This is a genomic window from Acidisoma sp. S159 (assembly GCF_009766125.1).
Taxonomy (GTDB): Bacteria; Pseudomonadota; Alphaproteobacteria; order Acetobacterales; family Acetobacteraceae; genus Acidisoma.
This window is the reverse complement of sequence record NZ_LMUG01000045.1, coordinates 246,330-262,478: the sequence shown is the minus strand read 5'-3', so window position 1 is coordinate 262,478 and position 16,149 is coordinate 246,330. Positions and strand designations below refer to the sequence as shown.

14 protein-coding genes are annotated in these 16,149 nt (G+C 64.6%); 7 read left to right on the top strand and 7 right to left on the bottom strand.

Translation table 11 applies throughout. The features are described from left to right. Positions 1-4 precede the first annotated feature (4 nt). Genes tuf through rpsL form a run of 3 tightly spaced genes read right to left on the bottom strand, consistent with a single transcriptional unit; the run spans position 5 to position 2,108 of the window. Positions 5-1,195, bottom strand: coding sequence for an elongation factor Tu (gene tuf / locus GSQ92_RS14375; RefSeq protein WP_158806159.1), 1,191 nt, complete (start codon positions 1,193-1,195; stop codon positions 5-7). Between the two features lie 52 nt (positions 1,196-1,247). Next, positions 1,248-1,724, bottom strand: coding sequence for a 30S ribosomal protein S7 (rpsG, locus tag GSQ92_RS14370; protein ID WP_158806157.1), 477 nt, complete (start codon positions 1,722-1,724; stop codon positions 1,248-1,250). Between the two features lie 12 nt (positions 1,725-1,736). Then, positions 1,737-2,108, bottom strand: a complete 372-nt coding sequence (gene rpsL, locus GSQ92_RS14365) for a 30S ribosomal protein S12 (RefSeq protein ID WP_158806155.1) — start codon at positions 2,106-2,108, stop codon at positions 1,737-1,739. A gap of 384 nt (positions 2,109-2,492) precedes the next feature. On the opposite strand from rpsL, the gene GSQ92_RS14360 reads away from it, so the two are divergent. From GSQ92_RS14360 to GSQ92_RS14330, 7 genes are all read left to right on the top strand, one after another. After that, entirely contained in the window at positions 2,493-4,133 is a 1,641-nt protein-coding gene (locus GSQ92_RS14360) for a DUF563 domain-containing protein (protein ID WP_158806153.1), read from the top strand. A gap of 10 nt (positions 4,134-4,143) precedes the next feature. Beyond that, positions 4,144-4,857 carry a TenA family protein gene (locus tag GSQ92_RS14355; RefSeq protein WP_254065958.1) on the top strand — a complete coding sequence of 238 codons (714 nt, stop codon included), beginning with the start codon at positions 4,144-4,146 and terminating at the stop codon, positions 4,855-4,857. 37 nt (positions 4,858-4,894) lie between these two features. Continuing rightward, a complete protein-coding gene (locus GSQ92_RS14350; protein WP_159013632.1) occupies positions 4,895-6,331 on the top strand; it encodes a cytosine permease in 1,437 nt (478 codons plus the stop codon). A gap of 105 nt (positions 6,332-6,436) precedes the next feature. Continuing rightward, positions 6,437-7,537: a hypothetical protein gene (locus GSQ92_RS14345; RefSeq protein WP_159013631.1), complete on the top strand. Its 1,101-nt coding sequence runs from the start codon at positions 6,437-6,439 to the stop codon at positions 7,535-7,537. 139 nt (positions 7,538-7,676) lie between these two features. Continuing rightward, on the top strand, positions 7,677-8,321 hold the full coding sequence (hisG, locus tag GSQ92_RS14340; protein ID WP_254065983.1) for an ATP phosphoribosyltransferase: 645 nt from the start codon (positions 7,677-7,679) through the stop codon (positions 8,319-8,321). A 346-nt stretch (positions 8,322-8,667) separates the two neighbouring features. Next, the gene (locus GSQ92_RS14335; protein ID WP_159013629.1) at positions 8,668-10,617 is read left to right on the top strand and encodes a Hint domain-containing protein; all 1,950 of its coding nucleotides are present in this window, start codon (positions 8,668-8,670) and stop codon (positions 10,615-10,617) included. 81 nt (positions 10,618-10,698) lie between these two features. Next, positions 10,699-11,730 carry an enoyl-CoA hydratase/isomerase family protein gene (locus tag GSQ92_RS14330; protein WP_158806143.1) on the top strand — a complete coding sequence of 344 codons (1,032 nt, stop codon included), beginning with the start codon at positions 10,699-10,701 and terminating at the stop codon, positions 11,728-11,730. A gap of 160 nt (positions 11,731-11,890) precedes the next feature. Here the strand turns inward: GSQ92_RS14330 and GSQ92_RS14325 are convergent, their stop codons facing one another. From GSQ92_RS14325 to GSQ92_RS14310, 4 genes are all read right to left on the bottom strand, one after another. Beyond that, on the bottom strand, positions 11,891-13,006 hold the full coding sequence (locus GSQ92_RS14325) for an ABC transporter ATP-binding protein (RefSeq protein WP_159013628.1): 1,116 nt from the start codon (positions 13,004-13,006) through the stop codon (positions 11,891-11,893). Between the two features lie 25 nt (positions 13,007-13,031). Beyond that, on the bottom strand, positions 13,032-14,114 hold the full coding sequence (locus GSQ92_RS14320; protein WP_158806140.1) for an ABC transporter ATP-binding protein: 1,083 nt from the start codon (positions 14,112-14,114) through the stop codon (positions 13,032-13,034). Positions 14,115-14,124: 10 nt separating this feature from the next. Continuing rightward, positions 14,125-14,976 (bottom strand): carbohydrate ABC transporter permease, encoded by an 852-nt coding sequence (locus GSQ92_RS14315; protein ID WP_158806138.1) that lies wholly within the window; start codon positions 14,974-14,976, stop codon positions 14,125-14,127. A gap of 186 nt (positions 14,977-15,162) precedes the next feature. Continuing rightward, complete coding sequence (locus GSQ92_RS14310) at positions 15,163-16,095, bottom strand: carbohydrate ABC transporter permease (protein WP_158806136.1); 933 nt, start codon at positions 16,093-16,095, stop codon at positions 15,163-15,165. Between the last annotated feature and the right edge of the window lie 54 nt (positions 16,096-16,149).

The following is a 16,149-nucleotide window of genomic DNA, read 5'->3' as shown; positions in this document are numbered from 1 at the left end:
GGTATTACGCGACGACCTGAGCGACGACGCCGGCACCAACCGTTCGGCCACCCTCGCGGATAGCGAAGCGCAGGCCGTCATCCATCGCGATCGGCGCGATCAGCTCGACATCCATCGACACGTTGTCGCCGGGCATGACCATCTCCGTGCCCTCGGGCAGGGTGACGACGCCGGTAACGTCCGTGGTGCGGAAGTAGAACTGCGGGCGGTAGTTGGTGAAGAACGGCGTGTGACGGCCGCCTTCTTCCTTCGTCAGAATGTAGCTCTCGGCCTTGAATTTGGTGTGCGGCGTGATCGAGCCGGGAGCTGCCAGAACCTGGCCGCGCTCAACGTCTTCACGCTTCGTGCCGCGCAGCAGCGCGCCGATGTTGTCGCCGGCCTCGCCCTGATCGAGCAGCTTGCGGAACATCTCGACGCCCGTCGCGATGGTCTTCACCGTGTTCTTGATGCCGACGATTTCAACTTCGTCGCCAACCTTCAGGATGCCGCGCTCGATACGGCCCGTCACCACCGTGCCACGACCCGAGATCGAGAACACATCCTCGATCGGCATCAGGAACGGGCGATCCTTGGCACGCTCCGGCTGCGGGATATAGTTATCGACCGTCTCCATCAGCTTGATGATGGCCTGCTCGCCAATCTCGGGTGTCTTGTCCTCGAGCGCGGCTAGAGCGGAACCCTGGGTGATGGGGATATCGTCTCCGGGGAACTGATAGGAAGACAGCAGTTCGCGAACTTCCATTTCCACGAGCTCGAGAATCTCGGGATCGTCGACCATGTCGACCTTGTTCATGAACACCACCAGCGCCGGAACGCCGACCTGACGGGCGAGCAGGATGTGCTCGCGGGTCTGTGGCATCGGGCCATCGGCGGCGGACACGACCAGGATCGCGCCGTCCATCTGCGCCGCTCCCGTGATCATGTTCTTCACGTAGTCGGCATGGCCGGGGCAATCGACGTGGGCGTAGTGGCGGTTCTTCGTCTCGTACTCAACGTGAGCGGTCGAGATCGTGATGCCACGCGCCCGCTCCTCGGGAGCTTTGTCGATCTGGTCATAGGCCGTGAACGTGGCGCCACCCGACTTCGCCAGCACCTTGGTGATGGCCGCGGTCAGAGAGGTCTTTCCATGGTCAACGTGACCAATGGTGCCAATGTTGCAGTGAGGCTTATTGCGTTCGAATTTGGCCTTGGCCATCGTCTTCTCTCCGTGAGCCGACTTGCTAGCGACGGGTTAAATACTGTCTCGGTTACCAGCGATAATGGCTGAAGGCCTTGTTGGCCTCGGCCATCCGATGTGTATCCTCGCGCTTCTTCACGGCGGCGCCGCGATTGTTCACGGCGTCCAACAATTCATTGGATAGCCGGTCTTCCAACGTCTGCTCGCCGCGCTTGCGCGCCGAGTCGATGATCCAGCGAATCGCCAGCGCCTGACGGCGCTCCGTCCGAACTTCCACCGGCACCTGATAGGTCGCGCCGCCAACCCGGCGGGAGCGGACTTCCACGGTCGGCTTCACATTGTCCAGCGCCTCATGGAACATCCGCACCGGATCGGCGCTGGAGCCGCCACGGCGCTTCAACGAATCGAGCGCACCGTAAACGATACCCTCGGCGACGGACTTCTTGCCGTCGTACATCAGCACGTTCATGAAACGGCTGATTACGACATCGCCAAACTTCGCGTCCGGCAGGATTTCGCGCTTCTCGGCGCGGTGACGGCGACTCATGCCCCTGTCTCCTTACTTCGGACGCTTCGCGCCGTAGAGCGAACGGCGCTGACGACGCTTGGCGATGCCCTGGGTATCGAGCACGCCGCGCAAAATGTGGTACCGCACGCCGGGAAGATCCTTCACGCGGCCGCCGCGGATCAGGACGACGCTATGTTCCTGGAGGTTATGCCCCTCGCCAGGAATGTAGCAGACGACCTCATAGCCGTTCGTCAACCGGACCTTGGCCACCTTACGAAGCGCGGAGTTCGGCTTCTTAGGCGTCGTTGTATAGACCCGCGTGCAGACGCCGCGCTTCTGAGGGCAACCCTGCAGAGCCGGAACCTTGTTGCGCGCGCGGTTGGGCTCACGCCCATTCGCAATCAGCTGGTTGATCGTCGGCATAGACCTCGTTCCGATCCTCACATCCCGTCTTGGCCGGCCCATACTCGCAACAATGACCCACTACAGAGCATCGGCCCTGCAAGCGGGTTATGTCCTTGCCATGGCCTGGGCCCCTGGACGAGACAATGTCCCTTGGGCGGCACCGCGGCAGCGGAAGATACGAATATAGACCTAGACCTGGGGCACAGCGCCCAGGTTCGGCCGAGGGCGCGACACCTACCGGGGGGGTCCCCCCGAGTCAAGCTCCGTACCACGCATGATCGTCATGGCGGCTGCCCATCGGGGCGACAAAAGCGCCGTTCGGCCTCCGCCTGGGCCAAACAAGCTGTCCTCGGCGCCACGTTATGGCAAGCTTGGTTGCGGTTCGGCAAGGAGCAAGCGCGCGTGGATCAGCACCCGAACGATGACCAGGGCCGGACGAATGGCGTGGCCCTTCTCCCCGCGCCGCGTGCCGCGCCGCAGGCCCTGCCACCTGGTAACGCGGCTGCCCGCCCCGGCAGAGGCGAAATCCTCGGGCATTTCGCCATGCGTGGGGATGTGCGGGCCGAACCCGGCGAGTGGCTAGGCATACCCGGCAGCGGATTGCGGCTCGAAGCCATCATGCTGCCCAGGCCGGTGAGCGATGCGCCGCCCGAAACCTCACCGGGCGTGGATTGCCAGATCGTCTTCGCACCCTTGGTGGTGACGACCTGGACGCCGCCCGGCACGCTGTGCGGCGCCCGCGGCATCGGCCTCGGCTGCGTCGGCGTGCGCTTCCGGCTTCACCCGGCCTCCACGCCCTTCTTCATCTGCCGCTACGATGTCGCGTTCACGGACGGCTCCCAGCGCCTCGACCAGCCAGGCATGGCCCCAGCGCTGGCGCCCGGTGGCGCGTTTGTCGAGGCCATCCGGCTCTGGATTCTGCGCCGGCCAGACGCCGCCCCTCTTGTGATGCTTGGTGGCGCCGCGATCGAAAACCAGCCGCCATGGCTCGAATTTCCGCCGACCGATGAGACGGTGGCCTGCAGGCTCCTCTCGCCCGCCTTCGAAGTGCGGCCGCCTGAGCAGCGGCACGGGGAACGCATTCCCGAGAAATACCGGCACGCCATGGAGGTATCGTGGAATCGCGGGGTCTTCCCGGCCAGCCCGGTCACGCTCCGCGTCCTGGAGGAGGCCGTCGTCTCGCGGGAAGGCATCGTGTTTGACCGAGATCTGCGGGTGGTGCCGGCCACCGGACGGCTATTTTCGGACGCCGACATCGCCGCCGCCGCGGCGAGCGCGTCTGCCGCGTTTGCACACGGCGCGATGCCCCGGGTCACCGGCCTTTCCGTGCTTTGCAAGAGCCGGGGAGCCCCCAACTACGGCCACTTCCTGGTGGAAATGCTGCCGCGCGCCGCAATGGCGCGGCAGATGATCCAGGGCTTCGAGCCGAGTTACATCGTCCACGAAAGCGATCTTCTGCCGGTGGTCCGCGATGCGCTGGACGCCATCGGCATTCCCCGCGAGGCCATACGCGCAACAGACGGCGCGCCGATACGATACGAGACGCTTCTGTTGCTGGACGGGCTGACCAATCACGGGATCTACCAATCGCCGCTCTGTGCCCGCATCCTGTCCGGCCTGGCCGCCAAGGCGCCGCGCGGGCCGTATAAAAGGATCTTCGTGCGGCGGCGGGCCACCACGCGTCCTTTGGTCAATGAGGCAGCGGTCGAGGCGGCGCTGAAGGCCCGCGGCTTCATCGCCATCGATCCGGCACGGATGACGCTCGGGGAGCAGGTCACGCTGTTCAAGGGCGCCCGCCTGGTGGTGGGGGCGCTCGGCGCGGCAATGACCAACCTGGCTTTCTGCGATGAGGGAACTCGCGTCGTCATGCTGACCGCGGCAAGCTTCCCAGATACTTTCTTCTGGTTTCTCTGCCGCCACCGCCGCCATCACTATCTGGAGATCCGTGGCATTGATCGCCCGGAGGGAGAAGGGCTGGCCGAGCCCTGGAGCGCGGGCTTCACCATTTCTGAAGACGATATCGCCTTTCTGGCGACTCTATGAGGGCCGCCGGATGATGAATGACGATTCGCGACTGCCAGGCACCCTGCCGCTCGACCACGGCCTGTTCGGGCGATTGCGGCGAGACGTGGCAGAAGACTGGGCACGCTACCTGCACCATCCCTTCCTCAAGGCGCTCGGCCGCGGCACCCTGCCCATGGAGGGGTTCCGCCGCTACCTGATCCAGGATTACCTCTACCTGATCCACTACGCCCGCGGTTACGCGCTGTCCGGCTACAAGAGCGAGCGGCTGGACGAGATCCGCGCCGCTTCCCGCGCACTGACCGCGATCCTCGATGTCGAGCTGCCGCTCCACATCGCCTATTGCCAGGGCTGGGGCCTCACGGAGAGCGAGATGGCGGCGACGCCCGAGGATCTCCGCATGCTCGCCTATACGCGTTTCTTCCTGGAGCGCGGCCTCTCGGGCGACAAGCTCGACCTGGAAGTGGCACTCGCGCCCTGCATCGCCGGCTATGCCGAAATCGGCGCGCTGCTCCGTGCTGATCCGGAGACGGTCATGGCGGGCAACCCCTATGCGCCATGGATCGAGAGCTATTCGAGCGAGGCCTTCCAGGCAGCCGCCGCACAGGCGATCCTGGCCATCGACCGGCTCGGCGCGGAACGCGGCGCGGTGGCGCGCTACCCCTCGCTCCTCACCACCTTCCGCGCGGCGACACGGCTGGAGGCCGAATTCTGGGGTATCGGCTGGCCGAAAGAGCAGGTGTAACCAGGAGAAGCTTGGAGGGTTTACAGGAGATGGCGGCATGACGGCCCCGGTTTCGGGACAGGCGATCGACGAGACCATCGACAGCGTCGGCCGCATCGAAAGTCGCGGTATCGACTTCATTCCCGAGCGGGACCGCAAGTCGCAACCGCGCGACATGGCCTGGGTCTTTTTCGGCACCCAGATCACCTACGGTTCGTTGCTGCTCGGGGCGGTGCCGGTCATTCTCGGCCTCGGCTGGTGGCAGGGCTTCACGGCCATCGTGGTCGGCACCTTGCTCGGCTCGCTGGCGGTCGCCGGCATGGCGCTGCTCGGGCCGCGCACCGGTACCAATGGCACGGTCAGCAGCGGCGCCTTCTTCGGCATCCGCGGCCGCTATGTCGGCTCCTTCATCACCCAGGTCATCGACCTCGGCTATTTCGCCCTGGTGCTCTGGATCAGCGCACCGCCCTTGCTTCAGGCCGGACACAGGCTGTTCGGCTGGCCGACCACCGGCACGACGCTCAACGTCACGCTCGTGCTGATCGCCCTCGCCACTTTGGCCTGCGCCATCCTCGGCCATGCCACCATCGTCGCCTATGAGAAATTCACGGCCATCGCGAGCCTCGTCTGCCTCCTGCTGCTGACCTATTTCACGGTGACCCATTGGCACCCGCCAGCGACGCCACCGAAGCTCGCCTTGGGCGGCTTCTGGGCGACCTGGATGCTGGCGACGACGGCGCAGATCTCCAACGCCATCTCCTACGCGCCCTTCGCCGGCGACTATGCGCGCTATATGCCGGGGCGGACTCCGCCGCGCCGCCTCTTCGGCTGGTCGCTGCTCGGCATGGTGGCCGGCTGCATCGTGGCGCTGACCTGCGGCGAGATCATCGCGCTCGGGGTCTCCGATGCCGGCATCTCGACCAGCACGATGATGGACAACCTCCCGGCCGCCCTGCTGATCCCGGTGGCGCTGATCGGGCTGGTCGGCAATCTCACCAACGGGGCGATGGTCGCCTATAACGGCACGCTCGACCTGCATGCCATCCTATGGCGGATGCGGCGGCCCCAGGTCGGGCTCATCTTCGGGGCGATCGGCCTCGTCGTCGGCTATGTCGGCCTGGTCCTGTTCAACCTCACCGATTCGATCCTGGCGCTCTGCTCGGTGGTGACGGTGCTGGTGACGCCCTGGATCATGATCAATATCATCGGCTACCGCCAGCATGGCGGCCGCTTCGATCCGCGTGCCTTGCAGGCTTTCGGCGCGGGCAAGGAGCGCGGCGCCTATTGGTATGGGCATGGCTTCAACCGCGGCGCAGTGCTCGCCTGGCTGCTCGGCGTCGGCGTCGGCCTGCTCTTCACCAATACCAGCGTCTTCACCGGGCCCCTTGCGAATATCGCCTCCGGCGTCGATCTCAGCTTTATCAGCTCTGCTTTGGTCGCGGCCGCCATCTACCTCGCGATCGGCCGCGTCAGCACCGCAGGCGACCGCCGCTGACGGCTGGTGTCTTTGCGGTTTGGCAATGACATGCTAGGCTAACCTCGCGGCGCGGCTGCGGGCACCCGACCGGTGACGCGCTCGCCGGGACAGGGAGGCGCGCGCTTGGAGGGCATATGCGACACGCCTGCCGCCGGGCCGCGCCATGACATCGCCCCGGTGATCGACAGCGTTTGGTATTGCAGCCGCTACCCAGACGTCGCGCATGCCGGCATCGACCCGGTCGCCCACTACCTTGACGCCGGCTGGCGTGAGGGGCGCTGGCCCAGTCCTGTCTTCGACCCGGAGTGCTATCGCGCACAGGCTCCCGAAGCAGCGGAGGAGGAGCCCCTCGGCCACTACCTCTCGATCGGCGAGGCGCTGGGGCGGCGGCCCATCGCCTGGTTCGATCCGCGCTGGTATCGCGCCGCACAGAGTTTGCCTGATGGTACGTCCAGCCTCGCCCACTACCTCGCGCATCGCACAGACGGCACGGTCAGCCCCAATCCCGATTTCGACGTTCGCTTCTATCGGGAGCGCTACGCGGATATCGGGGTCGCGGATATCGACCCCTACGAGCATTTCATGCTTGCCGGCCGGACCGAGGGCCGCTTGCCGCGCCGCGAAAGCGATATTCTGCGCGGCTCCGGACTGGTCGATCCCAACTATTACTTCATCAACGGACCCGACGTGCATGAGGCGGGACTCGATGCGGTCGAGCATTACACGCAACGTGGCTGGCAGGAGCAACGGCGGCCCAACCCCTATTTCGACGGTGTCTGGTACCGCCAGCGCTATGCTCCGCCGGGGACGATGAGCCCGCTCTGCCACTACGTTCTGGACGGCGAGGCGCAAGGCTTCCGACCAAGCCTCTATTTCGATCCGGCCTGGTATCGGGATGCCTACGGCCTCCCGGCCGCGCAATCCCCGCTGCGGCACTATCTCAGCCACCGGGCGGAGCGCGGCGTCAGCCCTTTGCCGCTCTTCGACATCGGATTCTACAAGTCTCGCCACGGCGCCGAGCTTGGCCGGGCGCGCGATATCTTCGCCCATTACCTCGCCGTCGGCGCCGCGCGAGACCTCGACCCCTCGCCCTGGTTCAATGCCGCCGCCTATCGCGCCGCCCATATGACGGGCCGGCCGCCCCCTCCGAACACGCCGGGCGAGGCACTCCTCAACCCGCTGCTGCATTTCCTGGCGACCTTCGTGCTGGGTGCCGCTCGGTAGATCAGGCGCGCGCCCACCGCTTTTGTCCCTCGCCGCCACCGATGCTAGACGCGCCAGCATGAGCCCAGGCCCGCAAACCCTTCGTCCCGCCAATGACGCCAGGCTCCCGGCGACCGAGACGGATCATGGCGCCGTGGTGATGGCGCTGCCGAAAGGCCGCATCCTCGGCGACTGCCTGCCTCTGCTTGAACGAGTCGGGCTGGAACCCGCCGCCGATCTGGCGGAGGATAGCAGCCGCCGCCTGCGCTTCCCGACCAGCGATCCCTTGCTCGACATCATCCGCGTCCGCTCCTTCGATGTCGCGACCTTCGTGGCCTTCGGGGCAGCCGAGATCGGCATTTGCGGCGCCGATGTGCTGATGGAATTCGACTATCCGGAAATCTATGCGCCGCTCGACCTCGGCATCGGCCGCTGCCGCGTCTCGGTCGCGGAGCCCGAGGAAACGGCGGGGCAGGGTGATCCCGAGCGCTGGTCGCGCGTCCGAGTGGCGACCAAATATCCTAATATCGCGCGCCGCCATTACGCAGCCCGCGGCATCCATGCCGAGGTTGTGCATCTTAGCGGCGCGATGGAAATCGCTCCGCGCCTCGGCCTCTCCCGGGTAATTGTCGATCTTGTCCAGACCGGTTCGACCCTGCGCGCCAATGGCCTCGTCGAGAGCGAGGTGATCGCGCACGTCACGAGCCGGCTCATCGTCAATCGCGCGGCGCTGAAGACACGGCCGCAGGCCATCGGCGGCTGGATCGAACGTTTTCGCGCCGCACTCGACAAGGCCGCTGCCTGACTCATGCATCTTGCGCATCGGCTGATTCACGCGCCAGACCGTTCAAATTGATAAGTAATCCGCTCTCACGGCGTCGTGGCCGCAAGCTCTAGACCGCTATGAGCGGAGATCCTTGCATTACGCCGGCGTCCGATATGGGCTACGCACAAAGAATTGACCGGATTCCAAACCGCGAGAGAGAATTCTTGTTCGATGGTGGACTGCGGCGAGTGGCCGCTGCCGCCGGTTGGATGCTCCGGGGAACTAAGACAATGCGGATTCAACACTCGGGATATTGAGGGAATTTTAGCCGAGGGCGCTTTACCCTGTCGACATCGCGAGGATTACGCGACTACGGGAGAGGCCTTTGTCAGGTTCGATTTCATCCGCCATCACCCAGGGCATTACCCTGAGCACCAATCCGACGACGATCACCGCGAGCGGTACGATCACCGCCAGCACCGGCGTCGCCATAACGGGCCTCGCGACTCCTTGGACGCTCGGCAACAGCGGCATCGTCACGGCCTCCGCATCCGGCGCGGACGGCGTGTCGCTGACGGCCGGTGGTGTCGTGATTAACCTCGGCACGATCTCCGCCTATCGTAACGGCATCGACGTGACGGGTGCCGCTGGCACCGTCACGAATAGCGGCACGCTGGACTCGAGCGCGATCAAGATCGAGGCCACACCTCTGCCGAATACCTATAACGGTGTGTATCTCGCGGTCGGCGGCATCGTCACCAATCTCAGCGGCGGCGTCATCTTTGGTGGCTTTGACGGCATCGACGTCGAAAGCGGCACCGGCATTGTCAGCAATGACGGCGATATCCACGTCTCGACGGCTGAGGGGAACGGCGTCAATTTGCTGGGGAGCGGCAGCGTCACCAACCTCACTGACGGCAGCATCACCGGAACCTTCATTGGTGTCGGGGTCTACGGTGGCGTCGGCACTGTGACGAACAGCGGCACCATCAACGCGATGCAAGTGCTGGTGCGTGGCGGCTATGGCGTCTACCTGGCACATGGCGGCGTCATCACGAACCTCACCGGCGGTTCGATCAGCGGCGCCGCCTACGGCGTCCTGACGGGACCGACAGGGCCGCTTGCCTTCAGTAACGCAGGTTATATCTATGGCGGCGCGATCGGCGCCGACCTCGCCGATGGCGGGACGCTCACCAACACGGGCACCATTATCGGCGACTTGACCGGCGTCTCCCTGCTCAGCGGCACGCTGGTCAACGCGGGCATCATAAGCGCGGCCAGACTGACCGGAACCGCCATCCGCTTCGGCACCAATCAGGCCGATCGCCTGGTGGTGAAGACAGGTGCCGTCTTCGGGGGCACAGTCAGTGGCGGCGGCGCCAATAGCGTGCTGGAACTCGCGGCATCGGAGACTCAGAACACACTCGCGGGTCTCGGCACGACGATCACGAATTTCCCGACGATCGCCTTCGATTCTGGCGCCCAATGGCAAATCAGCGGCACCGCCGCCGCTTTCAATGCCGTGCAGACCATCACCGGCTTCTCGACAGGCGACACCATCCGCCTCACCGGCGTCACCGGCCTCTCCTCCACCTTCGACACAACGACGGATCAACTGACGCTAAGCGGCGGCGGCAATACCTATGTCCTGAAATTCGACAGCGCCTTCACCAATGAGACCGTCACCACCCAGGTTTCCGGCAGCGACACGACCGTCACGCTCATTCCCTGTTTCGCCGCGGGCACGCGCATTGCAACACCGGGCGGCGAGACGCCCGTCGAGAAACTGCGCGAGGGCGATCGCGTACTGACGGCTTTCGGCGAACTTATGAGGATCACCTGGGCGGGGCATCGCCGCGTGCAATGCGACACGCATCCGACGCCCGATCGTGTCCTGCCAATCCGCGTCGCGGCGCATGCCTTCGCCGAGCACGAACCCCACCGCGACCTGCTGCTATCGCCCGATCACGCCGTCCTGGTGAATGAAGTACTCGTGCCGGTAAAGCACCTCGTGAACGGCAGCTCGATCCGCCAGGTCAATGCCAATACGATCACCTACTACCACATCGAATTGCCGCGCCATTCCGTGCTGCTGGCGGAGGGTCTGCCGGCCGAGAGCTACCTCGACGTCGGCGATCGCGGATCCTTCGGCAACAACAGCGGTCTCACGCAGCTCCAGCCCGTTTTCGGTGGAGAAGGTCCCAATGCCATGATGATTCGGGACGCGCTGGCCTGCGCGCCGCTTTGCGTCCTCGGCCCCGAGGTCGATGCCGCGCGGTCGCTCCTCGCATCGCGTCTATCCCTCCTGGAACCGGAGAGGATCTCGGCGCACTGACCCCACGCGCCTCGCGGCGCCATTGCCAGCCTCCTCACACCGCGCGAGGTTCCCCTCCATGACCGATGCGAGGACGACCCGATGAGCGAGACCACTCCGGCCGACGAAGCACCCGCCATCAAGACCGAAGTGGACGGACGCATCGGCCGCATCCTCCTGAACCGCCCGCGGACGCTGAACGCCCTCGACCTTTCAATGGTGCAGCAACTCCAGGAGACCTTGGAGAATTGGCGGGACGAACCGGCGATCCATGCCGTCGTCGTGCAGGGCGCCGGCCGTGCCTTCTGTGCCGGCGGCGACGTGAAACGAGTTCGCACCCTCGTCCTGGCAGGCGCCATCGACGAGGCGCAGACCTTCTTCGCCGAGGAATATCTGCTCAACGCGACCATCGCGGCCTTCCCCAAGCCTTATGTAGCGCTGATCGACGGCATCTGCATGGGCGGCGGCCTCGGCATCTCCGTTCACGGCTCCTACCGCATCGTCACCGAGCAGGCGGTCCTCGCCATGCCGGAAACCTCCATCGGCCTTGCGCCGGATATCGGGGCGAGCTTCTTCCTGCCGCGCCTGCCGGGCGCCCTCGGAGTCTATCTCGGCCTGACCGGAGAGCGGGTGACGGGCGCCGATGCGGTGCATCTCGGTCTCGCCACGCATTTCGTTCCGAGTGCCGACCTGGCGTCACTCTCGGAGGAACTGGCGCTCGATGGCGTGGCCGTGCTCGCGACCCATGCCATAGCGCCGCCGCCTTTCACCTGGGCGGCCGACCGGGCAGCCATCAACCGCTGCTTCTCCGCCGAGACGGTGGAGGAGATCATGCAGCGGCTCGCCGCAGAAGGCGCGCCATGGGCGATCCGCGCCCGTGATGTGATGGCGAGCGCCTCGCCCTCATCGCTCGCCTGGTCGCTGGGTCTGCTGCAGCGCGGCAGCCGGCGCGACCTGCCGGCATGCCTCGAAGCGGAGATGAACCTCGTCGCGCAGATCATCACCTTGCCGGATTTCCAGGAGGGCGTGCGCGCCATGATCGTCGACAAGGACCGCAAGCCAAACTGGCAGCCGGCGCATATCGACGAAGTCGATGACGACGTGATCGATGATTTGCTGGCGGAGGAGGAGTGACGGCGGCGAGTGCCAGGCACTGACCGGCCTTGCAACCGTTTCGTCATGCTCGGCGAAGGCCGGGCATCCACGCCTTGCCTCGTGCCGCGAGTAAGGCGTGGATCTTCGGCCTTCGCCGAAGATGACGTGGAACCCTCGCCGTTAGTCTGACAGCCGCCCGCTACGCAGCCGTCGCCTGATCGTGCAGCCCATGCCGGATCGCCTGGCCATTCGCGACATCGAAGACATGGACGGCATCTTCCGGCGCGATGATGCCGACCTCGGCGCCTACCGGCGCCACCACATGACGGCCCGCCACCGCGATCAGGAAACAGCCGCCGACCTGCACGCCGACATGGCTGTGGTCGCCCAGCCAATGATTCGTCACCACCCGTCCCCGTAGCGTCGCCCCGGCCAGATCCTCCGAGACCCGTAGCTTATGCGGCCGCATCCCGATCATCACGCGGCTACCGGGCGGCAAAGCTCCCTGCCGCAACGGCAGCGTAAACGCGGGGGCGCCTTCGTTATCGAAAACCTGAAGAATCCCACCTGCCACCTCGGCGGAAAACAAATTCATCGGCGGCTCCCCGATAAAGGATGCCACGAACAGATTGCTCGGCCGCTCGCGCAAATCCTCGGGCGTGCCGAATTGCTGCAACAGCCCGTTATCCATGACAGCGATGCGATCGGCCAAAGCGATGGCCTCCGTCTGGTCATGCGTCACGATCACCGTCGTCATTTTATTGGCGATGAGATGGTCCTTGATCCGCGCCCGCAGCAAAGCCCGCAACTGCGGCTCAAGCTGCGACATCGGCTCGTCGAGCAGATAGATCGCGGCCTTGCGAATAAGCGCCCGCGCCAAGCTGACACGCTGTTGCTGGCCGCCGGAAAGACCCGGCGGATAGCGCTCCATCATGGGCCCCAGTTCCAGCATGTCGCTGATCTCGCCGACACGTTTGTCGATCTCGGCGCGCGGCGTACGGTCCCGCAACAGGCTGAACGCGATATTGTCGCGCACCTTCAGCGGCGGATACAGCGCATAGCCCTCGAAGGCCATCGCGATATTCCGCTCGGCCGGCTTGAGATTATTCACGATGCGGTCGCCGAGTTTGACCGTCCCCTCGGTCACGCTCTCGAACCCCGCGACCATTCGCAAAGTGGAGGTTTTGCCGCAGCCCGAGGAACCGAGCAGCGCGATAATCTCGCCATCCTCGATCTTCATCGAGACGTGATCGACCGCGCGGTCACGCGAGCCCGGATAGATCTTCGAGATATCGTCGAGATCGAGTGTCGCCATCAGCGGTGCATCCTCACCGGAGCGCTCATAACCGCGCGCCCCCGGCCGTATCGAAGAAATGCGAATGCGATAGGTCGAGCGTCGCCCAGGCTTCGCGCCGGCCGCGCTGCCCCGATCCCGCCATATGGCCCTGCGGTGCGCTCGCGAAAATCTCGGTGCCGTCGCGGGCGCGCAGCAGCATGACCTCGCGGTCATTGAGCGGCGTCACCGCATCGATCTCCACCGGCATGGCGCCTGGCTGCGCCTCGAACCCTACGGCCACATCCTCTGGCCGCAGCCCCAGCACGCAGCCATCACGCGCGCCGGCACCGCCGGGCAGCGCCACATCCGTCGAGGCAACGCGAATCTGCGCGCCCTGACTGCCGGGCACGGTGCTCACCGGCAGAAGATTGATCGGCGGATCGCCGAACAACCGGGCGATGCGGCTATTCGCGGGGCGCTCGTAAATCTCGCGCGGCGTGGCGATCTGCTCGATCCGGCCATCCACCAGCACGGCGATACGGTCGCCCAGCGCCATCGCCTCCTTGTAGTCCTGCGTCACATAAACCACGGTGGTTTCCCGCGCGCGCAGCAGCTGCGGCAATTCCAGCCGCATCTCGTAGCGCACTTTCGCGTCCACATTGCGCAGCGGATCATCGAGCAGAATAAGGTTCGGCTTGGCGATCAGGCTGCGGGCAAGGGCGGTGCGCTGCTTCTGCCCGTTCGACAGAGCTTTCGGCAGATGGCTCACCACATGATCGATGCGCAGCAGCTTCGCGACTTCGTGCACCCGCTGGTCCACCTCGGACTGCGCTATGCGGCGAGACCGCAAGGGGCTCGCGATATTCTCATAGGCCGTCATATGCGGATAGAGCGCGAAATTCTGGAACGCCATGCCGAGATGGCGATGTTCCGGGTTGAGATCGGTGATGTCCCGTCCATCGACAATGATATTGCCGCGATCGGGCCGGATCATGCCCGCGATCAGCCGCAACAGCACGGTTTTGCCCGCACCTGACGGCCCGAAAACCACCAGCGTCTCCAGCCGGTCGACCGTGAAGCTGAGGTCTTGGATGACCTCCTGTTTCTTGTAAGCCTTGGACAGGCGCTGGACTGTCAGGAACGACATGAAGTTTTCCTCAGCCCTTGATGGCGCCGAGGCTGAGGCCCTCGACGAGATAGCGTTGCGTGAAGATCGCCAGCACCAGCGTCGGAATCACCGACAGCACCAGCGCCGCCGCGATCTGCCCGTATTCGATGCCCGAGGCTGTGATGAAAGCGAGCGCGCCGACCGTTACTGGCTGCACCGAACTCGATCCCAGGATCAGCGCGAAAATGAAGTTGTTCCACGCATAGATAAAGGCGAGCAGAGCGGCGGCGGCGATGCCGGGGCGGGCCAGGGGAATCGCGATCTTGAAGAAAGTCGCGAGCCAGCTATGGCCGTCGAGGCGGTAGGCGAGTTCAATATCCTCGCTGACATCCTCGAAATAGCCGCGCACGATCCAGAGAACCAGCGGCAAAGTGATGAGCTGGTAGACCCAGACGAGACCGAAATAGGTGTCGTACAGGCCGATCACCTGGAAGTAGCGCAGCAGCGGCAGCAGCACGAGCAGCGGCGGCGCGAAGCGAAAGCTCAACAGGGTAAAGGCCATATCCTCGCCGCCACGAAACTTGAAGCGGGCGAAGGCATAGGCGGCGGGCACGCCCAGGATTAGCGAAACCACGACCGAACAGACGCTCAGGATCACGCTGTTCATCATATTGCGCATGTAGTCGACGGTCATCGTTCCGACGCCACCGCCGAGCTTGCCCAGAATCAGCGAAACATAGTTGTGCAGAGTCGGCGAGAAGAAGAGTCGCGGTGGGCTGCGCAGGATATCGCCGTTCGTCTCAAACGACATCAGCACGATCCAGATCAGCGGAAACAGAAAGAACACCGCGACGATCAGCATGAGAATGCCGCGCACGGGGGAGAAGGAGGCGCTCTTCATGATGGTGAGGTCCCGCAGGAGGCTGGTCTTGGTCGGACGGTTTGCACACAGCCCCCATCCGTCATGGCACGCGAAGGCGTGCCATCCACGCCTTGCTTGCTCGACGAAGGCAAGGCGTGGATGCTCGGCCTGCGCCGAGCCTGACGGCCAACCTGGCCACAACGGATCCCACTCATCACCAACACCCTAAGCCAGCCCATGGGCGCGTTCGCGCAGACGCGTCCAGGTGCTCATGAAGTATTTGCTCAGCACGTAGGTGATCGCCCAGAGCACCATCAGGATCGCGGAGGAGCGGCCGATATTGGTGAAGGTGAAGGCCTGCAAATAGGACTGGATCTGGAACACCATCAGCGTGTCGCCCGGTCCGCCCTGCGTCATCGCATAGATGATGTCGAATTGCTGGATGCTGTCGAGCATGCGGAACAGCGTCGCCGTCAGCACGTATGGCAGCAGCATCGGCAGAAGAATGCGAAAGAAGACGAAGGTCTGCGGCACGCCATCCAGTTCCGCCGCCTCGAAAGGCTGTCGCGGCAGCCCGCGCAAACCCGCCAGCAAAAGGATCGCGATGAACGGCGTGTATACCCAGATATCCACCAGAACCACGGTGAACAACGCCGACGAAGGCGAGGTCGCCCAGCGGAAATTCGGAAAGCCCAGAACCGTGACGATGTAGCTCAGCACGCCGAAATTGGCGTTCGTCATAAGCTTCCACATCAGGCTCGCGATGGCCGGGGCCACCATCAGCGGCAGGATCAGCAAGACATTGAGCAGGTTCGTGACAAAGGACCGCCGCCACAGCAGCAGCGCGATGCCGAGACCGATCAGCAACTCGAACCCAACCGTAAAGACCGTATAGAGCAGCGACACCTCGACCGTGCGCCAGAATTCGGAACTATAGGCAAGCTTCACGTAATTGCCGAACCAGATGAATTTCCGCGCCTGCGGAAAGGCCAGGTTGTAGCGCTCGAGCGAATAGAAGACCGCCGTCAGGAATGGGATAAGGATGCCCACGCAAACCAGCAGCGCCGGCAGACTCAGGATATAGGGCAGCGCGCCCGCCCCTCGGCTGCGAAGCGGCGCGGGCGCCGTGGAGGTCGCGGAAGAATTGGCTGCCGACATGCGCGGTCCTTAGAAAGTAACGCGAAGGGGCCCGCGACCGCGGACCCCTTCCCA